This window comes from Siccirubricoccus phaeus (assembly GCF_008360935.1).
GTDB classification, from domain to species: Bacteria; Pseudomonadota; Alphaproteobacteria; order Acetobacterales; family Acetobacteraceae; genus Siccirubricoccus; species Siccirubricoccus phaeus.
On sequence record NZ_SRXO01000030.1, the window covers coordinates 46,078 to 70,311 of the forward strand.

Here is a 24,234-nt window from a genome sequence, read left to right on the forward strand (position 1 = left end):
AGCCTGCGGCAGCGCCCTGTCCGCTCTCCGGGCAACGGCCCTTTCCCTGGGTGATTTCCGCGCCCCGGCCTGGTTCCCCTGCGCAGCCGAAACTGGCAGCCTTTCCGCCGCCACCGGAGAGAGGGGAAGCCGGATGCGTCGCCGCCATCTGCTGCAAGCCAGCGCAGGGATCACCGCCGCCAGCCTCGCCGGCCCCGCGCTGGCGCAATCCGCCCGGGACCGCGTGCTGCGCTTCGTCCCGCAGGCCAACCTCACCTCGCTAGACCCCATCTGGACCACCGCCGCCGTCACCGAGGCGCATGGCTGGGCGGTGTTCGACACGCTCTACGGCCTGACCGACGACCTCAAGCTCCAGCCGCAGATGGCGGAGGGCCACAGCGTTTCCGACGATGGCCGGATTTGGCAGATCCGCCTGCGCGAGGGGCTGCGCTTCCATGACGGCGCGCCGGTCCTCGCCCGGGACTGCGCCGCGAGCCTCGCCCGCTGGAGCAAGCGCGACACCTTCGGCCAATCCCTCGGCGCGGTGGTGGAGGCCTGGGAGGCGGCGGATGACCGCACCCTCCGCATCCGCCTGAAATCCCCCTTCCCCATGCTGCTGGAAGCGCTGGCCAAGCCCGCCGCCGTCGTGCCCTTCATCATGCCGGAGCGCCTGGCGAAGACCGACCCCTTCCAGCAGGTGACGGAGATGGTCGGCTCCGGCCCCTACCGCTTCGTCGCCAATGAATACGTCTCCGGCAGCCGCGCGGTATACGCCAAATTCGAGGGCTACGCCCCGCGCCCCGAAGCCCCCTCCCGCACCACCGGCGGCAAGCGCGCGGTGTTCGAGCGCATCGAGTGGCACATCATCCCGGACAGCGCCACCGCTGCCGCCGCGCTGCAATCCGGCGAGGTGGATTGGTGGGAGCAGATCAACGCCGACCTCACCCCGTTGCTGCGGCGGTCGCGCGGGGTGAAGGTCGATATCACCAACACCCTCGGCTATATCGGCGTGGCGCGCTTCAACCACCTGCAGCCGCCTTTCGACAACCCGGCCATCCGCCGCGCCGTGCTGCTGGCGGTGAACCAGGACGACTATCTGCGCGCCGTCACCGGCAACGACCCGGAGGCCTTCAAATTCTGCCCCTCCGTCTGGCCCTGCGGCACGCCCTATGAGAGCGCGGTGGGCACGGAACCACTGCAGGGCGCGCGCAACCTGGACCGCGCCAGGGCCGCGCTCGCCGCCGCCGGCTACAAGGGCGAGAAGGTCGTCATCATCAACCCGTCGGACTTCCCGACCATCGGGCCGATGGGCCAGGTGACGGCCGATCTGCTGCAGCGGCTGGGGATGAATGTCGAGCTGGTCGAGACCGATTGGGGCAGCGTGGTGCAGCGCCGCACCAGCCGGGAATCCGTGGACAAGGGCGGCTGGAGCATCTTCCACACCTGGTGGGCCAGCATCTCCATCATCAACCCCGCGGTGAACGCCACGGTGCGCGGCCAGGGCGAGCGCGGCTGGTTCGGCTGGTACAGGAACGACCGGGTGGAGGAGCTGGCGGCGCAATGGCTGCAGGCGGCGACGGAAGCGGACCGCAAGCGCCTGGCGGACGAGATCCAGAAGGAGAGCCTGGAGAACGTGCCGGTGTTGCCGCTCGGGGAGTTCTTCATCCGCACGGCCTATCGGGATTCGCTGGACGGCATCCTGAAGGCGAGCTCGCCGCTGTTCTGGAGTGTGCGGCGGAAGTGATTGAGGAGGGCTTTGCCCTCCTCAAACTCCACCCACCAAAGGCCGAAAGGCCTTTGGAAACCATGAGTCTGGACCCGTCGCGCGATCAGCGCCTCACGCGTCGCCAGAGCGCAATCGCCGCGAAGGACGTGCCGATGACCAGCACGGAAACACCGGTGGTCAGCGTGCCCAGCGCATAGATCTCGGGCGTCGTCACGGTGGTGGTCAGCCCCTGCAACTCCAGGGGCAAGGTGTTGCGGTCGCCAATCGCCTGCGACGTCCGCGCAATCTCATCCCAGCTCAGCGTGAAGCCGAACAGCGCCACGCCCACCAAACTCGGCCCGATCAACGGCAGCACCACATGGCGGAACACCTGCCACGGGGAGGCGCCCAGGTCGCGCCCCGCCTCCTCCAGTGCCCCGGGGAAGCGGTTGAACACGGCGAACATGATCAGCAGGCCGAAGGGCAAGGTCCAGGTGAGATGCGCGCCGAGGCCGGAGGAGAACAGCCCCATCGCCGTGGTGTAGCCCTCATTGATCCAGGCGATGTCGTAGGCCTCGCCCAGCGCCTTCACCATGTCATCCAGCAGCCGGAACTCCAGCGCAATGCCGAGGGACACGACGATGGAGGGCACGATGAGGCTGGCGATGCTGAGCTGGAACAGCGCCCCCTGCCCTGGAAAGCGCCGGCGGAAGGCGTAGCCCGCCGCCAGCGCAATCACCGTGGTCAGCACCATCACAACCAGGCCGAGCGCCACGGAGCGCCGGAAGGCCGACCAGATATCGACGACGCCCACACCCTGCCATAGCACCCGGTACCAATGCAGGGAGGCACCCTGCATCGGAAAGGTCAGCCCCCCTTCCGGCCCCTGGAAGGAGAGCACCAGGATCGTCAGCGTCGGCCCGTAGAGAAACAGCAGGAACAGCGAGAACAGGGCGGCAAGCGCCCAGAAGGCGAAGGGCCGACGATCCTCCATGCCTTACAGCTCCCGCCGGATATCGACCAGCTTGGTCAGCACCGCAATCATCAGCAGCACCAGCGCCAGCAGCACCATGGCCTGCGCCGCCGCGGCGGGGAATTGCAGGTAGGACATCTGCACCTGGATCACCTTCCCCACGGAGGCGATCTGCTGCCCCCCCATCACGCCAATGGTCACGAAATCCCCCATCACCAGCACGATGACGAAGATCGCCCCGATGACGATGCCGGGCTTGGCCAGCGGAATCACCACATGCCACAGAATCTGCCAGCCGGAGGCCCCGGCATCCCGCGCCGCCTCGATCAGCCGGCGGTCGATGCGCATCAGGCTGTTGAACACCGGCACCACGACGAACAGCGTGTAGAGGTGGATGAAGGCCAGCACGACGGAGAATTCGGAGAACAGCAGCCAGTCCTGCGGCTGGTCCACCACACGCAGCGCCAGCAGCGCCTGGTTCACCGCCCCCTCCCGCCCCAGCAGCGGAATCCAGGAGATCATGCGGATGACGTTGGAGGTGAGGAAGGGCGCGGTGCAGAGCAGGAACAGCGCCATGCGCACCCCCTCCCCGCGCACATGGAAGGCGAGGAAATAGGCGACGAGGAAGCCCAGCGGCACGGTGACCAGCGCCACCTCCGCGCAGAGCCGGAAGGTGGAGAGATAGGTGCGCAAGGTGGTGCAGCCGCCGGAGGAGAAATCCGCGCAGCCCTCGAACATCTCCCGGTAGTTCCGCAGGGTGAGGTCCGGCACCAGGGAATACTCGGTGTAGTCCCAGAAGCTGACCACGGCGGTGGCGATCAGCGGCAGGATGAAGAAAAGCAGCAGCACCAGCCCGAGCGGCGTCGCCTGCCACAGCGGTGCCCGCCCGGCCGGCGGCGCCGCGGCCGCCACCGGCGCGGCCTGCGCCGCCGGCACGGCCACGCTCTCCGCTTGCGCCGTCACGCCCGCCTCTCCGCCATCGCCATGGTCATCGCCAGTCGTCCGTCAAGATTCGCGTCGCCCGTTGTCCCGCCGCGGCTTTGCCGCGACGGGCTGTGCGAGGCGTCGCCCAGCACAGCGAACCGGCGTCCCCATGGCGTTGCGCAGCAACGTCATGGGGCACTAGGCCGCGATGAATTCGTTCCACTTCCTGACCATGTAGTCATTCTCGTCCATCACCGCGTTCCAGCAGGCGACGGCGCCCATGCGCGCCTCGTAGCTGCCGCCGTCGCGCACCGCGCCGGCCTTCTCCATCACCGTGCCGTCCGGCGCCTTGATGTCCTGCGCCGCGGGCTTGCCCAGCATCCAGTAATCCCACTCATAGCCCTGCATCTGCGCCTGGGCGGTGGAGAGCACGGCGGAGTAGTAGCCCTGCCGGTTCAGGAAGGCGCCGGCCCAGCCGGAGAGAAACCAGTTGATGAAGTCGTAGGCCGCATCCAGCTTGCGCCCGGTCAGCGTCTTCGGCAGGCCGAAGCCCGCGGCCCAGGCGCGGTAGCCTTCCTTCAGCGGCTGGTAGACGCAGGGCACGCCCTTGCTGCGCACCGCGGTGACGGCCGGAGACCACATGGACTGGATGACGGTCTCGCCCGAGGCCATCAGGTTCACGCTCTCGTTGAAATCCTTCCAGAAGGCGCGGAACTGGCCGGCGCGCTTGGCTTCCGTCAGCACGCGCATGGTCAGGTCGATCTCCGCCCGGGTCATGTTGCCCTTGTCGGCGTATTTGTGCTGGCCCAGCGCCTCCACCACCATCGCGGCATCCATGATGCCGATGGAGGGGATGTTGAGGATGCTGGCCTTGCCCTTGAATTCCGGGTTCAGCAGCTCCGCCCAGCTCTCGATCGGCCGGCCGATCCGGTCCGGCCTTATCCCGAGCGTGTCGGCATTGTAGGTGGTCGGGATCAGGGTCAGCCAGCGCGTCGGCTCATTGGCGAAGCTGCGGGCGTTCTGCTGCGGCAGGTACATCACCTTACTCGGCGCCGTGCCCTGCAGCCCGATCTTCCGGCCGCCGATCTCGCCCCTGGTGAAGATCGGGGTGAGCTCGTTCACCAGCTTGATGCGGTTGGCATCCATGCCGACGAGGTTGCCCGAGGGGATGATCTTCTTCAGCATCCAGTACTCGGAATCCAGGATGTCGAAGCTGTTCGGCTGCGTCACCGCGCGCCGCACCACATCGTCCGAGGTGACGGGGATGTAGTCGAGCGTGATGCCGAGATCCTGCCGCACCTTCTCCTTGATGCCCTGGTGCTGGTTCACCGCGGTGCCGACATAGCGCAGCGTCACCGCGCCCTGCGCCTGCACCGCGGGCGCCGCCAGCCCCGCCGCGGCGCCGGCCAGCAGGAAGCGGCGGCCGATCTTACCGGTCTGGTCCATTCTTCTCTCCCCTCGCGTTACGCCTCGGCCGCCAGCGGCCGCAGATCGCGCTCATCCCAGCTCAGCCCCACCGTCTCGCCCGGGGCCAGGCCATCGGCCGTCTCCCGCAGCACGATGAATTCCTCCCCCGCCGCATCGGCGAGCGTCACGGCGAAGCCCGTGCCCATGTATTCCACGCCGCGCACCGTGGCCGGGTAGCCCTGGCCCATAAGCGCGATGCGCGTGCGGTCCGTGCGCACCGCCACCGCGCCGCCTTCCAGGGGGAACACGTTGTGCCCGCCGATGAAGCGCGCGGCGAAAATGGTGCGTGGGCTGTCGAACACCTCGAAGGGCGTGCCCATCTGCTCGATGCGGCCGGCCCGCATCAGCACCACCAGGTCGGCCAGCGCCATCGCCTCGTCCTGGCTGTGCGTCACATGCACGAAGGTGATGCCCAGCTCGCGCTGGAAGCGCTTCAGCTCCGCCCGCACCCGGCCGCGCAGGAAGGGGTCGAGCGCCGAGAGCGGCTCGTCCAGCAGCAGCGCGGCGGGGTTCGTCACCAGAGCGCGGGCGAGCGCCACGCGCTGCTGCTGCCCGCCGGAAAGCTGCGCCGGCAGCCGCGCCGCATAGGCCGCCATCTCCACCAGCCGCAGCATCTCCATGGCGCGCGCATGCCGCTCCGCTTTCGCCACGCCCTTCATGCGCAGCGAAAAGGCGACGTTGTCGAGGCAGGAGAGGTGCGGGAACAGCGCGTAGGACTGGAACATCATCGCCGTGCCGCGGCGCGCCGGCGGCAGCAGGGTGATGTTCTGGTTGTCCAGCAATATGTCGCCGTCGCTCGGCGTCTCATGCCCCGCCAGCAGCCGCAGCGTGGTGGTCTTGCCGCAGCCGGAGGGGCCGAGCAGGCAGCAATAGGTGCCGGCGGCGATCCGCAGGTCGAGGGCTTCGAGGGCGGTGGCGGCGCCGAAGCGCTTGCTGGCGCCGATGAACTCGACGGCGCCGCGGGGACGCTGGAGGGTGGCGACGGACAGCTTCAACTCTCCCGACGGGACGCTGGCGGGAGGGTTAGCAGGTAGCGTGCCAGCTTCGGCCGGCGCTCACGGCCCGGCATTGGGGCGGGGGCAGGGCCGCTTCGGCGGGCATCTGCCCAGGGAAAGGGCAATGCCCGCCAGGAAGGCCGGGGCGGCAGCGCCTCCCCGGCCTCGTCCCGTCAGCGACGGCGGCGCAGCCCGACCAGCCCGGCCAGGCCGAGGCCCAGCAGGCCGAGGCTCATCGGCTCCGGCACGGCGAAGAGCGCGTCGCGCACCTCCTGCGCCACCGGGCCGAAATTGGTGAACACGCCGTCCACGCCCATCTTGTAGTAGGTCTCGTATTGCGCCGGCGTATAGAGGAAGGTGTAGGGGTGCACGTACAGCCCCGCCGCATGCGCCCGGGCGACGCAGGCAGCGGTGGTCTGGCCAGTGGAAGGCCCGATGCCGTCGGCATAGGTGGCGATCTGCGCCGCCGCCGCGGCGGTGGCCGGGCAGGCGCCCAGCATCGTCACGGGAATGTCGGTCTTCCCGTTCATGTAGGCGACCTGGCCCTGATCGAAGGATTGCAGGAAGGCGGTGCCGTTCCCGGCCGAGAAATAGCCATTGTACTTCGGGTCGTTCAGCACGGCGAGGATGGCGTCCGTCACCGGCAGCCCACTCTGCTTCGCTTCCGGGTAGATGCCCATCTTCTTCCCGGTGTCGAGGAAGTCCTGATAGGCCATGTCGGCCACCTGGGCGATGGTGGCGATCTGGTAGTGGGTGGAGGGGTCGTAATACCCGTCACGATAGGTGCCGTAGCCGTTGGAGTTGCGGAAGGTGACCGTCAGCTCCAGCAACTGCGCATAGGTGAAGTTGGTGACGTTGTAGCTGCCATTGCCGGAGCGCAGCGCGGCGATGTCCGGATGCGTCGCGGCATAGGCGACGACGTTGGTGGTCGCGTTCAGCGTGCCATCATGCAGCATGACCGCGACGCCGTCCTTCGTGACGTACACATCGCCTTCCAGGAAATCCACCCGCTGCTGGACGGCGAGCTGATAGGCCTGGATGGATTCTTCCGGCAGGTAGCCGCTGGCGCCGCGGTGGTTGATGATGAGGGGCGGCTGGCCGTTCAGCGTGGTGGGGGTCAGGGGCGCCGCGGTCGCGGCCCCCGCCACCAGGGCCACCAGGCCCGGCGCGGCGTATCGAAGCAGTTTCAGCAACACGGGAATTCTCCAAGGCAGGCAGGCGCCGCGCTGGCGCCCGCTACTCGTTCTTAGGCCGCGCTCGTCTCGATTTCGGGTTAATCTGCCAAGAAACAATTGTGATAGATCACTGATACTAAATCGAAAATTAAGACATTGCCAGGGGGAATCCCACCGCAAGGGAAGCCATTTCTGTCGGTCGCAGAGCGTTTGCCGGGAACGGGCACCGGCCGGAAGGCACCCGGAAGCAGGCGAAGGCCGCCGGGCGGCGGCGCCGGCCGGGGCGGGAAGCCGCCGGCAAGGCACAATCGCGGGCGATGCGGGGCGCCGGCCGCTGCGCCCCTCCCGGCAGCGCCTCACCCCGGCAGCGCCTCATCCCGGCAGGGGCCGCGCCGGCACCCCGCCCATCACCGCCCCCTCCGGCACATCCGCCGCCACCGCCGCCCCCACCCCGATCACCGCCCGGGCGCCGATGCTCACATAGGGCCGGCAGGCCGTGCCGGCGCCGATCAGCGCCGCCTCCCCCACCCTTACCCCGCCCGGCAGCACCGCGCCGGGGCCGATATGCGCCAGCGCCCCCACCGCCGCGTCGTGTTCCAGGATCGCCCCGGTATTGATGATGGCCAGCCGCCCCACCTGCACCGCCGCCCCCAGCACGGCGCGCGGCAGCACCACCACCCCTTCCGCCACCACGGCGCTGGCGGCGCGGATGGCCGAGGGGTGCAGCAGCGCCGGCAAGGCGAAGCCCAGGGCCTGCAGCCGCGCCGCTGCCGCCTGGCGCTGCGCCGCATCCCCCACCGCCACCACCGCCGCCGCCACCCCATCGGCGAGCAGCCCGGGCAGCGCCGATTCGTCGCCCAGCACCGGCAGGCCCAGCATCGCCGCACCGGGCGGCCGGGCATCGACGAAGCCCACCGCCTCCCACCCCGGCAGGTCCCGCAGCATCTCCCGCAGCGCCCGCCCATGCCCGCCGGCGCCCAAAATCACCAGCTTTTCCGCCATGACCCGCCCTTATCCTGCCTGTCGCATTGGCAGCGCCGCCCGGCCGACCGATATAATGCCTGGACCCAAGACGCGCCGGAGCGGACAACAAGGCATGGCCAGCAGCGAATGGGAAATCCCGCCGGAGCTCCAGCCGGACCCGACCGAGCATGAATTCGACCTCGATCTGGCGCTGCGCTCCATCGTCGGCGTCAAGGCGCTGGTGCCGCCGGACGCCTTCACCGCCCAGAGCCTCGGCACGGAGCGCGCCGGCAGCGGCGTGGTGATCCGGCCGGACGGGCTGATCGCCACCATCGGCTATCTGGTGACGGAGGCCGAGACCATCTGGCTGACCACCCATGACGGCCGCGCCATCCCGGGCCACGCCCTGGCCTATGATTTCGAGACCGGCTTCGGGCTGATCCAGGCGCTGGGGCGGCTGGAGCTGCCGGCCCTGCCGGTGGAGAGCGGTCCGGCGCCGAAGCCGGGGGATGTCTGCGTGCTGGCCTCGGCGGGCGGGCGGAAGCATGCGCTGCGCTGCACCGTGGCGGCGCGGCAGGAATTCGCCGGCTACTGGGAATACATGCTGGAGGAGGCGCTGTTCACCGCACCGGCGCATCCCTCCTGGGGTGGGGCGGGGCTGATCGGCGGGGATGGCAGGCTGCTCGGCATCGGCTCCCTGGTCATGCAGCAGCAGGATGGCAAAGGAAGGCGGGTCGATCTCAACATGGTGGTGCCGGCCAGCCTGCTGCCGCCGGTGCTGGACGATTTGCTGAGCTTCGGCCGGCCGAACCGGCCGGCGCGGCCCTGGCTGGGGCTTTACGCGGCGGAGGATGAGGAGGGGGTGGTGGTCTCCTCCATGGCCCGCGGCGGGCCGGCGCAGAAGGCCGGGCTGCATGAGGGGGACCGGCTGGTGGCCGTGGGCGGGACCCGGGTCTCCGACCTGACGGGGCTGTGGCGGGCGGTCTGGGCCTGCGGGCATGCGGGGACGAAGGTCAGGCTGACCATCAATCGGCAGGCGGTGCCAAGGGAACTCGTGCTGGCCTCGATCGACCGACGGAGCTTTTTGAAGGCGCCACGGCTGCATTGAGGCGGGGCTCCGCCCCGGACCCCGCAAGGAGGGCGCTGCCCTCCTTGACCTCCCGCCAAGGGCCGAAGGGCCCTTGGAACCCTTGAGTCTTGCATCGCGCTGTCCCCGCGGGCGCCCCCTACCCTTCCCGCCGCAACCCGCGCACACTCGCCCGCAACCAACCCAAAGGGGAGCGCCATGGCGGAGACCAGCTACAATGTCGGCGATCTGGTTGCGGAATTCCTCGCCCGGATCGGCGTGACCACCTGCTTCGGCATAGTCTCCGTCCACAACATCCCGATGCTGGACGGCATCGGCCGGCGCAACGCCATCCGCTACGTCATGGCGCGCAACGAAATGGGCGGGGCGCATATGGCGGATGCCTATGCGCGGGTCTCCGGCCATCTCGGCGTGATCTTCACCTCCACCGGGCCGGGCGCCGCCAATGCCGTGGCGGGGCTGGTGGAGGCGCAATTCGGCGGCTCGCCCGTGCTGCACATCACCGGCCAGACGCCGACCAGGTTCATCGACCGCGACATGGGCTCGGTGCATGACGTGCCGGGCCAGACCGCGATGCTGGCCGCGGTGGGCAAAGCCGCCTTCCGCGTGCGCTCCGCGGCGGAGGCGCTGGGCGTGCTGACCCGCGCCGCGACCCTGGCCCTGACGCCGCCCATGGGCCCGGTCTCCGTGGAAATCCCGATCGACATCCAGCGCACCGCCATCCCCCGCCCGGCGATGCTGGACAGCCTGGTGCTGCCGGTGCCGCCGCCGCTGCCGCCCTGCCATACGGAGCTGGAGGCGGCGGCGGAGATCCTGGCGCGGGCGAAGCGGCCGATGCTCTGGCTCGGCAATGGCGCCAAAGCAGCGGGGCCGGAGGCGCTCTCGCTGCTCGAGCTCGGCTTCGGCGTCGTCTCCTCCTGGAATGGCCGCGGCATCGTGGCGGAGGATCACCCGATGAGCCTCGGCGGGCTGCATGGCAATGGCAGCCCGCGCGTCCTCGAATTCTACCGCTCCTGCGACGCCATGCTGGTGGTGGGCAGCAAGCTGCGCGGGCATGAGACGATGGAATTCGGCCTGAAGCTGCCGGCGCCGCTGGTGCAGGTGGATGTCGATCCGCGCGCCAATGGCCGCACCTATCCAAGCGCCGCCTTCGTCTGCGGCGATGCCGGGCTGAGCATGGCGGCGCTGGCGCAGCGTCTGCGCGGGCGGCTCTCGGTCGATCCCGGCTTCGCCGCGGAGTTCGCCGCCATGAAGCGCCAGGCGGTGGCGGAGTATTGCGACACGCTCGGCCCCTATGCCGAGTTCCCGGCGCGGCTGCGCGCGGCCCTGCCGCGGGATGCGCTCTGGGTGCGGGACGTCACCATCAGCAATTCCTCCTGGGGCAACCGCATCTTCCCGGTCTATGGCCCGCGCGATGCGGTGCATCCGGTGAGTGCGGCGATCGGGCCGGGATTGCCGCTCGGCATCGGCGCGGCGCTGGCCGGGGCCCAGGGGGGACGGCATCGGAAGACCGTCGCCATGGTCGGCGATGGCGGCTTCGCGCTGAACCAGACGGAGCTCTGGACCGCGGTGCAGGAGCGGGCGGAGCTGGTGGTGATGGTGATGAACGACCGCGGCTATGGCGTCATCAAGCACATCCAGGGCGCGCTGCAGGATGGCCGGATGTTCTTCGCCGATCTGCAGGGGCCGGATCTGCAGCAATTCGCCGCCGTCGCCGGGCTGCCCGGCTTCAAGGTGAGCAGCGTGGAGGAGCTGGGGCCGGTGGTGGCGAAGGCGGTGGCGACGCCCGGGCCGAGCCTGGTGGAGGTGGACATGCAGGCGATCGGCGCCTTCCCGCCCTATGCCCCCTACAACACCATGGGCATCTACGCCCGGAAGGCGGCGGAGTAGCCTTTCCGCCAGGGGCGCGCTGGCTTGGGGGCGTGGCGGCGGCAGGGCGGTGCCGGCCTGCCGCCGGCCCGCCGCACCGCCTGGCTTCGGCGCGGCCACGCCATCGCGCGTGACATCGGCGCCCGGCCCGGGCGAAATACGGGGAACGACAAGATCGGGAGGATCGCCGCATGCCCATGCGCCGCCTGTTCGCGCACCCTCGCGCCATGCTGCCTGAGGGCGCCGGCCCCATGGCCCCGCCCGGCGGGATCTCGCGCCGGGGGCTGGGGGTGGGGCTGGTCGGGCTGGCCCTGCCCGGCCTCGCCCTGCCAGCCGCCGCCCAGGGCCAGGCCTGGCCCGGGGACCGGGTCATCGAGGCCATCGTCCCCTACCCGCCCGGCGGCGGCGTAGACATCGTCACCCGGCTGATGATGCCGCTCGTCGGCCAGCAGCTCGGCGGCGCCCGGATCGTGGTGACCAACCGGCCGGGCGCCAGCGGCCAGCTCGGCTTCGAGTACACCTTCCATGCCGCGGCGGATGGCTACCTGCTCTGCGCCGTCAGCTCCCCGGTGCTGCAGGCCATTCCGCTGGAGCGGCAGGCGCGCTACCGGACGCTGGAATTCACCTTCCTCGCCAATGCGGTGGATGATGCGAATGTGGTGCTCGTCCTGGCGGACTCGCCGCTGCAGACGCTCGCCGACCTGGCGGCGGCGGCGAAGGCGCGGCCGGGCGGGCTGAGCTATGGCAGCACCGGCGTCGGGTCGGACGACCATATCGCCATGCTGGCCTTCGAAGCGGGGGCAGGGCTGCCGCCCATGGTGCATGTGCCCTTCAACGGCGCCGCCCCTTCCATCCAGGCGCTGCTCGGCGGGCATATCGACCTGCTGGTGGCCAACGCCTCGGACGGGCTGGCGCTGCGGCGGGATGGGAAGGTGCGCTATCTCGGCCAGGCCTCGGTCAATCGCTGGTCGGCGCTGGCGGATGTGCCGACCTTCCGGGAGCAGGGCTTCGACGTGCTGATGAGCGCGACGCGCGGCTTCGTCGCCCCACCGGGCCTGCCGGCGCCGATGCGGGAGCGGCTGGAGGCGGCCTTCACCGCCGTCTTCGCCGATGCCGGCTTCCGGCGAGAGGCCGAGCGCCTGGGCATTCCGCTGCGGCCGCTGGTCGGCGGCGCCTATGCCAGCATGGCGGCGGAGACGGAGGCGGGGCTGCGGCAGCTCTGGCAGGTCCGGCCCTGGAAGGAGGGTTAGAGCATTTTCAAGTCCGGTGGAATCGCCGGACGAGTCGGAAAATGCGACCAACAAAGGGCCGGAGCGGGTTCGCCGAGCGCAGGCGAGGTGAAGCCGCTCCAGTTCCCTGCCCGCCGAGTTCGCCGGATGTCCAGCGAAGGAAGCGGATGAGCAGGCCACTGAAAGAAGGCCAGCGTCCCCGAAGGGCCGCAGGACATCCCGGACACCGGGCATTTCTCGGGTCGGCGGAATTGCCGGCCAGTCGGAAATGCGACCGGGCGATGGGCCGGGGCGGCTTCATGTCGCCGCGGCCAGCGCCAAGCCGGCCCGGCGGCCGGGCTGACAAATTATTTCATATGGAGAACATACTGATCGGGACCTGCAAGCGTCGGCTCTGCCGCCATGCTGCTTGCCATGAGGATTGCCCTTTCCGCAGGCATGGGGACATCATAATGAAACAGCGCGGCCCTGGCGGCGCCGGGTCCCGGTAGCATCCGTCGCCGGGATGGTGAAGCGGCGCCGTCTTATCGAAGTTGAAACAACTATGGGTTGTGCTGCCTGGGGGCCGGCCCATCCCGGCCAACAGGGGCCGCACTCCTGTTCCCTTTGCAAACCATCTGGTTGATAATAGGGTCGAAATCTTCGCCTTGATTGCTGCTGATTGAAAGGTTCACGCGTGGCTGTTCGGGACCTCCGGGCGCGGGGTGGGGCTACTGCGGACATGGATTCCGGGCCAACGGGACCTCGACGGTTACTCCCCGTACAGCCACGCACCATGGTGGAGCAGGCGGCGGAAGCCATCGTCGCCGCCGCGGCGCGCGGCATCTTCCTCCCCGGCGACCGGCTGGTGGAGGCCGAGATCGCGCGCGACCTCGGCATCAGCCGCGTCCCGGTGCGGGAAGCGCTCCGGCTCCTGGAAAGCCAGGGCATCGTCACCTCCACGCCCTATAAGGGCATGCGGCTGATGCAGGTGACCAATGAAGGCGTCGCCGCGCTGATGCGGGTGCGCCTGGCGCTGGAAGTGCTGGCGGTGCGGGAAGCCCTCTCCCTGCCCAGCGGGCCGGCCCGTTTCCTCGGCCTGCGCGACGCCGCCGCCGCCTTCGCCGCGGCGGTGGCGGCCGCCGACCCGGCGCTGCGCGTGGCGGCGGAGGAGCAATTCCATGGCGAGCTCTGCGCCGCCTCCGGCAACCCGCCGCTGCTGGCCCTGTGGCAGAGCCTCTCCCGTCAGCTCTCCGTCGTCTGGGGTCTGGGGCAGACGGCGCTGGACGCACAGGGCGCCGACCGGGAACATCAGGCGCTGCTGGCGGCGCTGGAAGCCGGGGATGAAAGCGGCGCCGTCGCTCTGCTGACGGCCCATATCGGCCGCTACCATGGGCAGGATTTCGAGGCGCTGATCACGGATCGCCGGCGACGGGGGTGAGGGTTGGGGGCTTCGGCCCTGAACCTCCGGCAGGGGGCGCTGCCCCCGTTGGCGGCAGTGCCGCCAACCCCCGCCGGGGGGAAGGCTTCCCCCCAGACCCCGCCCTGAGTCGGCTGGTTCAACCTTCGGCCGGGTCACTTCACCACATAGATGTCATAGGTCGGGCCGGTCGGCGGGCGCTGGCCGATGCCCACCGCCAGCACCCGGTTCAGCCAGGCCAGCTCGGCATCCGCCGTCTCGAACCGCACCGCGGTGCGGAAGTAATACTCCTTGGCATCCACATTCTCGCCCCGGCCGAGCCGGGCCAGCACCTCCGCCGGGCCGGTGCGGACACCGCTGTAATGCATGTAGATCGTCTGGCCGCGATCGGTCTTCAGCACCAGGCGCACATCCATATGGGCGGTGCCATCGGCTTCCACCCGCAGCCAATCGGCGGTGGTGCCGGGCACCACCTCGCCCTTCAGGGAGGGACCTTCGAAGCTGCCGCCGGTCACCGGGATGATGCGCAGCTCCCCGCCGCGGGCGGCCGGGCCGGTGCTCATCTGCGGCGCGCCGGCGGCCAGCGCGATGCGGAACAGGAATTCCGTGGTCAGCGGTAGCGGGGTGATGGCCATCCTCGGTTCTCTCCCTTCATGGGCGGCGCGCCCGAACCGGCGCCGCCTGGTGTCCCGGCGCGGCTTTGCCGCGACGGGCTGTGCGAGCTCTCGGCCCTTGCGGCGACCCTGGGGCCCCCGCGACGGCGCGCAGCGACGTCGTGAAGAGTTAGCGCTGCCGCCAGGGCAGGCCGCTGGCCTTCCAGCCGGCGACCTGGCCACGATGGCCCTCGGCATCCGCCGGCCCCTCGAACCCGTCCGCGACGTTGAAGGCATGCGGGAAGCCAGCCGCCTGCGCCGCCTGACCAGCCGCCAGGCTGCGCGCGCCGGAGCGGCAGATGAAGTAGATCCTGCTGTCCGGGGTCAGCCCGGCCTTCTTGAGCTGCTCGGCAAAGGCGCCGTTCACCTGCATGGAGGGGTAGAGCTGCCAGGGGATCAGCACCACCTGCTTGCCCAGCCCCGAAAGCTCCGGCAGGCCCACGAAATTCCATTCGGCATCGGTGCGCACATCCACCAGCGCGGCCTCGGGCTGGTCGCGCAGCGCCGCCCAGGTCTCTTCCGGGCTGATATCGGGCACGCCGGGCATGGTCCCTCCTTCCCCTCTGCCTGGCCAAGATGGCGCTGCCGGGGCGCCGGGGCAATCCATACGGCGCTGGGCGGCGGCGGGAGGATGGGCGGCCAGGGCGGCCAGGGCGGCCAGGGCGGCCAGGGCGGCCAGGGCGGCGCTGCACCACCAGGGAGGACCGGCTGGCAAGGGCGGCGCTGGGCTGCTGCCCTGCGGGCGGGCGTGGCCGGCACACCCCTCCCCAACCCTCCCCGCAAAGCGGGGGAGGAGGCGCCTTCCCTCCCCCGCTGGCGGGGGAGGGTCAGGGTGGGGGTGGGGCCCACGGGCGTATCGAGGGGGGCGGTGGCGCCCTGCGGCACGGCCCCCAAGGGTCATGGCGGACGCCCCGCTCTTCCCCCCTCCCCCGTCATGCCCTAACCTCCCAGGCATAACCGACGCCGGCCTTGGTCACGCGGCACCGCCCTTGCTGGGCGGCCCTTCCCTGCGTGCGACCTTGGGGGTGACCGGCCATGATGACCCTGATGACCAGCCTGATCGGCCTCGGCAGCCATCTCGCCGGGTGGCGGCACAAGGATGCCTGGTCAGGCACCTGCATGAATCTCGACCACGCCATCCACATCGCGAAGACCGCGGAGCGCGGCAAGCTGGACATGCTGTTCCTGGCGGACGGCAATGCCGTGCGGCAGATGGACAAGCCCATCCTCTTCGCCTCCAACAGCCGTTCCGACCGGCCGGCGGTGTTCGAGCCCTTCACCCTGCTCGCCGCCCTCTCCCAGCACACCGACAAGATCGGGCTGTTCTGCACGGCGACCACCACTTATGACGAGCCCTATCTGCTGGCGCGGCGCTTCGCCTCGCTGGATCATCTCTCCAAGGGGCGGGCCTGCTGGAACATCGTCACCGGCTCCTATGCCGGGGATTCGGTGAATTTCGGCCGGGCGAAGCATGTGCCGCGGGCGGAGCGCTACGAGCGGGCACGGGAATTCGTCGAGATCTGCAAGGGGCTCTGGGATAGCTGGGCGGAGGATGCCTTCCTGGAGGACAAGGCGACAGGGCGCTTCCTGGATCCCGCCAAGGTCCAGCGGCTGGACCATGTTGGAAAACATTTCTCCGTCCAGGGGCCGCTGAATGTCGCGCGGCCGATCCAGGGCTGGCCCGTGCTGGCCTCCGCCGGGCAGTCCGAAGCGGGGATGGAGCTGGCGGCGGAGCATGCGGAGGCGGTCTTCTCCGTCGCCCTGACCAAGCCGGAAGCGCAGGAATTCTACGCCAACCTCAAGGGGCGGCTCGGCAAGTATGGCAGGGCGCCGGAAGACTTACGCATCCTGCCCGGGGCGACGCTCTATATCGGGCGGACCGAGGCGGAGGCGGATGAGCTGTATGAGGAGCTGCAGGAGCTGATCCTGCCGGAGCTCGGCGTGGAGTACCTGTCCAAATTCTGCGAGGAGGATTTGACCGGCTATCCGGTGGACGGGCCGATGCCGGTGCTGAGCGGCGAGGTGGACGGCATGGTGAGCTACCGCAATGCCATTTCCGAGATGGCGCAGCGGGAAGGGCTGACGGTGCGGCAGACCTATCAGCGCGTGGTGCCCTCGATCGGGCATGTGCTGTTCAAGGGCACCCCGGTGCAGATCGCCGACCAGATGGAGGATTGGTACCGCAGCGGCGCCTGCGACGGGTTCAATTGCGACATGCCGGTGCAGCCGCGCTGCCTGGAGGATTTCGTGAACCTGGTGGTGCCGGAGCTGCAGAAGCGGGGCATCTTCCGGAGGGAATATGAGGGGGCGACGCTGCGGGAGCGGATGGGGCTGAAGCGGCCGCCGCGGCGGGTGCGCGATGCGAGGCTGGCGGCGGAGTAGGGGTTGAGGGAGGGCTTTGCCCTCCCTCAAACTCCCACCCACCAAAGGCCGAAGGGCCTTTGGAAACCACGAGTCTTAGGCGCGTCGGTCGAGACGCAAAACTCTAGGGTTCAAAGGGCCCTTCGGCCCTTTGCGGGGAGAGTTTGAGAGGGGCAGCGCCCCTCTCAACCCACCAGCCGAAGCTTCACCCCCCTGACCTCCGCCTCCTCATGCTCCGCCGCCGCGATCGCCCGATCCAGTGCCGCCCGCAGCTCCCTGGCGCTTTCCAGCGTAATCTCCACCCCGGCGCGCGCCCCGGGGTCGAGCCGCGCATTCATGAAGTCCAGCGTGATGACATCGCCCAGCGGCGCATGCCGCGCATGGTCGTAGGCCACCACCGCCTGGGTCAGCGGGAACCAGTCATCCCCGCGCTTGGCCATGCCCTCTGCGGGCAGGATCTCGATGATGGAGGTGCACATGGCGCGCGCCTCAGGCCGCCAGGTGCTTGCCGAAGAAGGCGAAGACCTTCGCCCAGCCATCCATCGCCTGCTCCGGCCGGTACAGCGGCCGGTGCCAGTAGAAGAAGCCATGGCCGGCGCCGTCATAGCGGTGGAATTCGTAGTCCTTCCCCGCCGCCTTCAGCGCCGCCTCGTGCTGGTCCACCTGCTCCGGGCTCGGCGCGCGGTCGTCATTGCCGAACAGGCCGAGCAGCGGGCAGGAGAGATCCTTCGTCATGTCGATCGGCGCGACGGGCGTCTTCGCGTTCAGCTCCTCCTTGCCCATCACCACGCGGCCGCCCCAGAGATCCACGCAGGCATCCACATCCTTGCGCTGCGAGGCGTAGATCACCGCATGCCGCCCGCCGGAGCAGGAGCCGAACACGCCGACCTTGCCGTTGTTCTCCGGCCGGCCGCGCATCCAGGCGACGGCGGCGGCGGTGTCGCCCACCATCTGGGAATCGGGAATGCCGCCCTCGGCGCGCACCTTGGCGGCGACGTCGTCCGGGTTCCCCTCGCCGGCGCGCTCATAGAGGTTGGCGCAGATGGCGTAATAGCCGTGATGCGCGAAGCGGCGGGTGGTCTCGATGTAGAGCTCGCTCCAGCCCGGCAGGTGATGGATCAGCACCACGCCCGGAAAGGGCCCCTTCCCTTCCGGCTTGGCGACATAGGCAGTGATCTTCGTGCCACCGTCGCCGGTGAGGGTGACGTTCTCGCAGGTCATGCCGCGGTAGAATGACATCGAACTTCCTCCATGACGGCGGGTCTTGGGCCAGGACCGGACGGTCGGCGCGCCTTGGCGGAGTATTCGCCGCGCCCCGCCGGCGCGCAAGGCGGCGCGGTTGGGGGCCTTGCCGTCAACCGCCGGCGGAAGGCCCCGCATTCCCGCCAGTTGCCGGCAAGGCTTCCCGTCCCCGACGCCGCCCGCAGCTCTGCAGGCGCAACCGTCGCGCAAATCTTCATCGAAATGGTGCAAGGCCCGCCCGGTGACATGCGCTAGGGAGAACCGGAAACCCGGCCGCAGCGGCAACCGCGCCGGCACGCCCAGGCAGGAGAGCACGCATGACCCAACGCGAGCTGATCGGCCACACCTATGACGAGCTCGAAATCGGCCAGAGCGCGAGCCTCGAACGAATCTGCACGGACAACGACCTGGTCGTCTTCGCGCATGCCTCGGGCAATCTGAACCCGCGCCACCTGCCCGGCCTCGCCGAGAAGATCACCGGCGAGGGGCCGGTGGCGCCCGCCATGTGGGGCGGCTCGCTCTTCTCCGCCCTGCTCGGCAATGTGCTGCCGGGGCCGGGCACCGCCTATCTGCACCAGAGCCTCAGCTTCCACGGCCGCATCCAGGCCGGCGACAGGCTGACCGTCACCGTCACGGTGCGGGAGAAGGCGCCGGATGGCCGCATCCGGCTGGAATGCCGGCTGCTGCGCGAAGACGGCGTGCTGGTGACGGACGGCATGGCGGAGGTGCTGCCGCCCACCAGCCGCATCCTGGCCGACGAGATTGCGCTGCCGCAGCTCACCCTGGCGAAGCGCGGCAAATTCGAGCGGCTGCTGGCCGCCTGCGCCGGCGTGCCGGCGATGCCGACGGCGGTGGTGGCGCCGACCGACGGCCCTTCCCTCGGCGGCGCCTGGGAAGCCGCCCGCGCCGGGCTGATCGAGCCGATCCTGGTCGGGCCGGAAGCGCGCATCCGCGCCGCGGCCGAGAAGCTGGGCTGGGACCTGGCCGGCATCCGGCTGGTGAACACGCCGGACGAGCACACCGCCCCGGCCCGCGCCGTGGCGCTGGTGCATGAAGGCGCCGCCCGCGCGGTGATGAAGGGCAACATCCATTCGGACGAGGTGCTGCGCCACGTCACCAAGGCGGAAGGCGGGCTGCGCGCCGGGCGGCGGATCAGCCATGTCTTCGTGCTGGACGTACCGGGGCGGGAAGGCCTGCTGCTGATCAGCGACGCCGCCATCAACATCGCGCCGGACCTGACCACCAAGGCCGATATCGTGCAGAACGCCATCGACCTGGCGCATGCCATCGGCCTGGCGCAGCCGCGCGTCGGCATCCTTTCGGCCGTCGAGACGGTGAATCCGGCCATCCCCTCCACCCTCGACGCCGCCATCCTCTCCAAGATGGCGGAGCGCGGACAGATCAAGGGGGGGATCGTGGACGGGCCGCTGGCCATGGACAACGCCGTGGATGTGGAGGCGGCGAAGACCAAGGGCATCGCCGGCATGGTCGCCGGCCACGCCGATGTGCTGATCGCGCCGAACCTGGAATCCGGCAACATGCTGGCGAAGCAGCTCGTCTTCCTCTCGGATGCGGATACCGGCGGGCTGGTGGTGGGGGCGAAGGCGCCGGTGATGCTGACCAGCCGGGCGGATGACGAGCATGCACGGCTGATGTCGGCGGCGCTGGCGCTGCTCTACAGCCATTGGAAGGCGACGGGCGCCACGCTGGTAGCGCAGGAGGGCTGACATGGGGGCTTCGCCCCCAAGCCCTCACCAGGGGCTCGCCCGTTGGCGGCGGTGCCGCCAAGCCCGGCCGGGGGGAAGGCTTCCCCCCGGACCCTGCCCTCAGTCCGCAAGCTTCGCCGGCCGGGGGTGCGGGGGCGGAGGCGCCGCATGACCTCCCCGCTGGTCCGGCTGCGCACCGCCGAGGCGCAGCTCATCGCCCGCCGCGCGGCGCCGCCCGAGCCGGCAGCGGCGGTGGCCGAGGGCCTTGCCGCGGCCTGCGGCGAGGTGCCGGCCGGCTTCGCCGCCGCCGGGCAGGCCATCGCCGCCGCCGTCGCCGCCCATGGCGCCAGCTTCCCGCCCGGCGGGGAACCCGCCTATCACGACCGCCACCACCAGGCGGAGGCCATGCTCTGCGCCGGCTGGCTGGCCCGGGAGGCGCGCCGCGCCGCCCTGCTGGACACGCGGCAGGCGGGGCTCTGCGTCCTCGCCATGGCCGGCCATGACCTGCTGCACGAGGGTCTCGCCGCCCCCCAGGGCGCGCTGGAGCAGCGCTCCGCCGCGGCGGCGGACCGCCTGGCCGCCACCCTGGCACCCCCGGACCGCGCCGAACTCACCCGGCTGATCCTCGAGACCATCCCGGAGGCGCCGCCCGCCGGCGACCTCGCCGCCGCGCTGGTGCGGGAGGCGGATCTGTTCGGCAGCCTCACCCCCTGCCTCGGCTGGCGGCTGAGCCGCGCCCTGGCGCGGGAGATGGCGCAGGCGGGCATCCCCGGGGCCGCCCGCATCGCCACCCATGCCGGCCGCCTCGCCTTCCTCGCCGCCGCGCCCGGCATGTCACCGCCGGCGGTGGCGCTCGGCCTGGACGCGGCGCGGCAGGCGCAGCTCGCTGCCTTCCGCAGCCTCGCGGCAACGGCGGAGGCGGGCGCCGCCCTGCTCGACGCCCTGCCGGAAGAGGCAGGCCGGCAGCGCTGGCGGGCGGCGCTCCGCGGCCAGGGCCTGCCGGAGCTGCCGGGGTGAGCCGGAAACCCTTCCGCATCACCTTCACCGTCACCCTGGTGACGGCCTTCGCCCTGCTCTTCACCCTGGCGGTGGCGGCGGTGGTCTGGGGCTACCGCGAGACCGGCGGCCGCGCCGCGCTGGACACCGCGGAGCGCGCCCTCAGCCAGGCGGCGGAAACGGCGGCGGCCAGCACCCATGCGCTGATCCGGCCGGTGGCGGCCCTCGCCGCCGTGCTGCCGGAATTCGCCCCGCTCACCGAGGGGCTAGACCCCATGGCGCGCGACACCGCCGCCCTGCTGGCGCTGCTGGAAGCCGAGCCGGCGGTGCAGGTGGCCTCGGTGGGGCTGGTGGACGGCACGCTGCGGCAGGTGGTGCGGGTGGCCGCGCTGGGCCCGGAGGTGGCACCGCCGGTGCCGGCCGGCGGTGCCTTCGCGCTGCGCGAAATCCCTCCCCAGGGGTTGGCGGCCGGCGGCCCGGAACATTGGAGCTTCCTCGACGCCAGGGGGCAGCTCCTGCAGCGCCTCACCCGCCCGGCCAGCGGCGCGGATTTCCGCCAGACCCCCTGGTATCTGCAGGCGCGGGGCGATGAAGAGGTGCGGGTCTCCACCCTTTACGACCTGGCGCTGGTGGGCCGCCCCGGCCTCTCGCTCAGCCGGCAGGTGCCGGGGGCGGGCGCGGTGCTCGGGCTGGATGTCACGCTCGATCAGCTCGCCGGGCTGCTGGCGCGGCTGCGCGGCAGCCCGGGCAGCGTGCTGTTCCTCTTCACCGAGGACGGCATCCTGCTGGCGCATCAGGACCCCGCCATCGCGGCGCCGGCGCTGGCCGGCGGCCGCACCCGCTGGACCACCCTGGCCGATGCCGCGGACCCGCTGCTGCGCCTGGTCTGGCGGGACTACGCCCAGGGCCGGCTGCGCCCCGGCCAGACCGCGCGGCTGGAGGGGGAGGAGGCGCCGATCCTCGTCCGCCTCGCCGCCGTCACGGAGCTGGCCGAGCCGCGGCTGCTGGTCGCCGTCGCGGCGCCGCTCGCCGATTTCACCGCGCCGGTGGACCAGGCGCTGCGGGACGGCACGCTGCTCGCCGCCGCCGCGCTGCTGGCCGGGCTGCTGGCCATCGGCACCCTCGCCTGGCGCATCGCCCATCCGCTCGGCGTGCTGACGCGGGAGGCAGAGGCGATCCACCGGCTGGAATTCACCGAAGCCGCGCCGGTGCGCAGCCATATCACGGAGATCGCCCGGCTTTCCGGCGCCATGGCCGGCATGAAATCGGCGCTGCGCGTCTTCGGCGCCTATGTGCCGCGCAGCCTGGTGCAGCGGCTGATGGCGGAGGAATCGGCGGCCCGCATCGGCGGCGAGCAGCGCCGGATCAGCGTGATGTTCAGCGATGTGGAAGGCTTCACCTCCCTGGCCGAGGGGTTGCCGCCGGCCGAGCTGATGCGCATCGCCTCGGCCTATTTCGAGGAGCTGACCGGCGAGCTGCTGGCCTGCCACGCCACCATCGACAAATATATCGGCGATGCGGTGATGGCGCTGTGGAACGCGCCGCAGGACGATGCCGCACATGCGCGGCACGCCTGCCGCGCGGCGCTGCAGGCCCGGCTGCTGACCAACGCGCTGTGCGAGCGCTTCGCGGCGCGCGGCTGGCCGCGGCTGCGCACCCGCTTCGGCCTGCATAGCGGGGAGGCGGTGGTGGGCAATGTCGGCTCCTCCGACCGCATGTCCTACACGGCGATCGGCAGCATGGTGAACCTCGCCTCCCGGCTCGAGGGCATGAACAAGCTCTACGGCACCCAGATCCTGATTTCCGAGGCGACGCGGAAGGCGGCGGGTGAGGGCTTCATCACCCGGCCGGTGGATTGCGTCCTGGCCAAGGGCGCGGCGCAGCCGCTGGAGCTGCATGAGCTGCTGGGCCTCGCCACCGTCGACAGCCTGGCCGAGGCGAAGCTGCGGCCGGACCCGGCGGCGCTGGCGGGGCTGCCGGCCTGGCGGCGGATGATGGGCGCCTACCGCGCCGGCCGCTTCCAGGCGGCGGAGGCGGCGCTGGCCGAGGCCGGCGACCCCGCCGCCGACCCGCTGCTCGCCGTCTATGCCGCACGGCTGGCCGGGCTGCGGGACGGCGCCCCGGCGGGCTGGTCGCCCGTGCTGCGCCTGACGACGAAGTAGCGCCGCCATGCATGAGACGCCCGCCCCCGCGCCGCGCAAGAAGGTCAAGCTCGCCTTGCAGGGCGGCGGGGCGCATGGCGCCTTCAGCTGGGGCGTGCTGGACCGGCTGCTGCAGGACGACAGGCTGGAGGTGGAAGGGATCGTCGGCACCAGCGCCGGCGCCATGAACACGGCGGTGCTGGCGGATGGGCTGGCCGCTGGCGGGCCGGCCCTGGCGCGGCAGATGCTGCGGTGCTTCTGGGAAGGGGTGGGGGCGCTCGCCGCCGCCTCCCCGGTGGGGCCGACGCCGCTGGACCGCGTGCTCCGCCCGGGCAGCATGGGCTTTTCGCCCGGCTGGATGGCGACCGATTTGCTGTTGAAGGTGTTCTCGCCCTACGAGTTGAATCCGCTGAACCGGAACCCGCTGCGCGAGGTGCTGGAGAAGGTGGTGGATTTCCCCCGGCTGCGGGCGGCGCCGGGACCGGCCGCCTTCGTCTGCGCCACCAATGTGCTGAACGGCAGGCTGCGGGTGTTCGAGCGGCGGGAGCTGAGCGCGGCGGCGGTGATGGCCTCCTCCTGCCTGCCGCAGCTCTTCCAGGCGGTGGAGGTGGAGGGGCAGCATTACTGGGATGGCGGCTATTCCGGCAACCCGCCGATCTTCCCGCTGATCTACATGGGCGGCGGGCCGGACATCGTCATCGTCCAATTGAACCCGATCAACATCCCGGAGGTGCCGCGGGACATGCGGGCGATCATGGACCGGGTGAACACGCTGGCCTTCAATTCCTCGCTGATGCGGGAGATGCGGATGATCCGCTTCGTGACGGAGCTGATCGACCGCGGCGACCTGGACGGGTCGCGCCATCTGCGGCTGTTCATCCACACGATCGATGCGGAGGCGGAGCTGGCGGCGCTCGATGCCTCCTCCAAGCTGAACGCGGATCCGGACTTCCTGCGGCAGCTCTTCGAGCTCGGGACGGCGCGGGCCGAGCGCTTCCTGGCGGAGCATTGGGAGGCGATCGGGACGCGGTCCTCGACGGATGTGGAGGCGAAATTCTGCTGAGATGGGGGCTTCGCCCCCGGCGGAGGTCCAGGCCGGACCTGGCAGGTCGGCCCGGCAAGCTCAGGCCGGCTCCGGCGGCTGGTCCACCCCGGGGCGGAGGCCGAGCCTCCTGCCGGGAGTTCGAGCAGATCGCCGGAGGGCGGCATCGCCCGGAGGCGTGAATCTGCTCTACCATCCATAAGCTAGAGCATGCTGTGTTTGCTCTGAATCGGGGGTTCCGAAACGGGCTGAGATCTGATTCAAGCTCTGGGCTGGGCGATGGAGGCCAGCCAGGATGCGGCCATACTCCGAGGATCTGCGTGAGCGT

The 24,234-nt window shown here is 70.7% G+C and carries 20 protein-coding genes; 10 read left to right on the top strand and 10 right to left on the bottom strand.

Translation table 11 applies throughout. From position 1 onward, the window contains the following. Nucleotides 1–133 precede the first annotated feature (133 nt). Nucleotides 134–1,723, top strand: coding sequence for an ABC transporter substrate-binding protein (locus E5N76_RS27025; RefSeq protein ID WP_149541083.1), 1,590 nt, complete (start codon nt 134–136; stop codon nt 1,721–1,723). A gap of 85 nt (nt 1,724–1,808) precedes the next feature. Here E5N76_RS27025 and E5N76_RS27030 read toward each other — a convergent pair whose 3' ends face one another. The 6 genes from E5N76_RS27030 to E5N76_RS27055 form a co-directional block, all read right to left on the bottom strand. Further along, entirely contained in the window at nt 1,809–2,678 is an 870-nt protein-coding gene (locus E5N76_RS27030) for an ABC transporter permease (protein ID WP_149541084.1), read from the bottom strand. A 3-nt stretch (nt 2,679–2,681) separates the two neighbouring features. Then, on the bottom strand, nt 2,682–3,620 hold the full coding sequence (locus tag E5N76_RS27035) for an ABC transporter permease (RefSeq protein ID WP_235907915.1): 939 nt from the start codon (nt 3,618–3,620) through the stop codon (nt 2,682–2,684). Between the two features lie 159 nt (nt 3,621–3,779). Next, nucleotides 3,780–5,027, bottom strand: coding sequence for an ABC transporter substrate-binding protein (locus E5N76_RS27040; RefSeq protein ID WP_149541085.1), 1,248 nt, complete (start codon nt 5,025–5,027; stop codon nt 3,780–3,782). A gap of 17 nt (nt 5,028–5,044) precedes the next feature. Continuing rightward, nucleotides 5,045–6,043 (bottom strand): ABC transporter ATP-binding protein, encoded by a 999-nt coding sequence (locus E5N76_RS27045; protein WP_149541086.1) that lies wholly within the window; start codon nt 6,041–6,043, stop codon nt 5,045–5,047. A gap of 173 nt (nt 6,044–6,216) precedes the next feature. After that, on the bottom strand, nt 6,217–7,236 hold the full coding sequence (locus tag E5N76_RS27050; protein WP_207792127.1) for a glycerophosphodiester phosphodiesterase family protein: 1,020 nt from the start codon (nt 7,234–7,236) through the stop codon (nt 6,217–6,219). Nucleotides 7,237–7,590: 354 nt separating this feature from the next. Further along, nucleotides 7,591–8,220, bottom strand: a complete 630-nt coding sequence (locus tag E5N76_RS27055) for a NeuD/PglB/VioB family sugar acetyltransferase (protein WP_149541088.1) — start codon at nt 8,218–8,220, stop codon at nt 7,591–7,593. Nucleotides 8,221–8,314: 94 nt separating this feature from the next. Here E5N76_RS27055 and E5N76_RS27060 point away from each other — a divergent pair, with 94 nt between their 5' ends. From E5N76_RS27060 to E5N76_RS27075, 4 genes are all read left to right on the top strand, one after another. After that, nucleotides 8,315–9,289, top strand: coding sequence for a S1C family serine protease (locus E5N76_RS27060; protein WP_149541089.1), 975 nt, complete (start codon nt 8,315–8,317; stop codon nt 9,287–9,289). Between the two features lie 177 nt (nt 9,290–9,466). Further along, on the top strand, nt 9,467–11,158 hold the full coding sequence (locus tag E5N76_RS27065) for a thiamine pyrophosphate-binding protein (protein WP_149541090.1): 1,692 nt from the start codon (nt 9,467–9,469) through the stop codon (nt 11,156–11,158). A 206-nt stretch (nt 11,159–11,364) separates the two neighbouring features. Further along, nucleotides 11,365–12,387: a Bug family tripartite tricarboxylate transporter substrate binding protein gene (locus E5N76_RS27070; protein ID WP_149541091.1), complete on the top strand. Its 1,023-nt coding sequence runs from the start codon at nt 11,365–11,367 to the stop codon at nt 12,385–12,387. A 754-nt stretch (nt 12,388–13,141) separates the two neighbouring features. Further along, entirely contained in the window at nt 13,142–13,786 is a 645-nt protein-coding gene (locus E5N76_RS27075) for a GntR family transcriptional regulator (RefSeq protein WP_187830440.1), read from the top strand. Between the two features lie 134 nt (nt 13,787–13,920). Here the strand turns inward: E5N76_RS27075 and E5N76_RS27080 are convergent, their stop codons facing one another. Both E5N76_RS27080 and E5N76_RS27085 read right to left on the bottom strand, forming a co-directional pair. Beyond that, the gene (locus E5N76_RS27080) at nt 13,921–14,400 is read right to left on the bottom strand and encodes a DUF3237 domain-containing protein (RefSeq protein WP_149541093.1); all 480 of its coding nucleotides are present in this window, start codon (nt 14,398–14,400) and stop codon (nt 13,921–13,923) included. A gap of 148 nt (nt 14,401–14,548) precedes the next feature. Beyond that, nucleotides 14,549–14,965, bottom strand: coding sequence for a rhodanese-like domain-containing protein (locus tag E5N76_RS27085; RefSeq protein ID WP_149541094.1), 417 nt, complete (start codon nt 14,963–14,965; stop codon nt 14,549–14,551). 500 nt (nt 14,966–15,465) lie between these two features. On the opposite strand from E5N76_RS27085, the gene E5N76_RS27090 reads away from it, so the two are divergent. After that, nucleotides 15,466–16,800: an LLM class flavin-dependent oxidoreductase gene (locus E5N76_RS27090; protein WP_235907916.1), complete on the top strand. Its 1,335-nt coding sequence runs from the start codon at nt 15,466–15,468 to the stop codon at nt 16,798–16,800. A 164-nt stretch (nt 16,801–16,964) separates the two neighbouring features. On the opposite strand, the gene E5N76_RS27095 is transcribed toward E5N76_RS27090, so the two are convergent. Together E5N76_RS27095 and E5N76_RS27100 are read right to left on the bottom strand one after the other, a co-directional pair. Continuing rightward, entirely contained in the window at nt 16,965–17,258 is a 294-nt protein-coding gene (locus E5N76_RS27095; RefSeq protein ID WP_149541096.1) for a DUF6295 family protein, read from the bottom strand. Nucleotides 17,259–17,268: 10 nt separating this feature from the next. Continuing rightward, on the bottom strand, nt 17,269–18,018 hold the full coding sequence (locus E5N76_RS27100) for a dienelactone hydrolase family protein (protein ID WP_149541097.1): 750 nt from the start codon (nt 18,016–18,018) through the stop codon (nt 17,269–17,271). A 320-nt stretch (nt 18,019–18,338) separates the two neighbouring features. Between E5N76_RS27100 and E5N76_RS27105 the strand changes: the two genes are divergently transcribed. The 4 genes from E5N76_RS27105 (at nt 18,339) to E5N76_RS27120 (ending at nt 23,927) form a co-directional block, all read left to right on the top strand. Continuing rightward, complete coding sequence (locus E5N76_RS27105) at nt 18,339–19,748, top strand: bifunctional enoyl-CoA hydratase/phosphate acetyltransferase (protein WP_149541098.1); 1,410 nt, start codon at nt 18,339–18,341, stop codon at nt 19,746–19,748. Nucleotides 19,749–19,895: 147 nt separating this feature from the next. Further along, nucleotides 19,896–20,744, top strand: a complete 849-nt coding sequence (locus tag E5N76_RS27110) for a hypothetical protein (RefSeq protein ID WP_149541099.1) — start codon at nt 19,896–19,898, stop codon at nt 20,742–20,744. Then, a complete protein-coding gene (locus tag E5N76_RS31200) occupies nt 20,741–22,885 on the top strand; it encodes an adenylate/guanylate cyclase domain-containing protein (RefSeq protein WP_149541100.1) in 2,145 nt (714 codons plus the stop codon). The genes E5N76_RS27110 and E5N76_RS31200 overlap by 4 nt, the downstream gene beginning before the upstream one ends. A 7-nt stretch (nt 22,886–22,892) precedes the next feature. Further along, nucleotides 22,893–23,927 carry a patatin-like phospholipase family protein gene (locus E5N76_RS27120; RefSeq protein ID WP_149541101.1) on the top strand — a complete coding sequence of 345 codons (1,035 nt, stop codon included), beginning with the start codon at nt 22,893–22,895 and terminating at the stop codon, nt 23,925–23,927. The last annotated feature ends 307 nt before the right edge of the window (nt 23,928–24,234 follow it).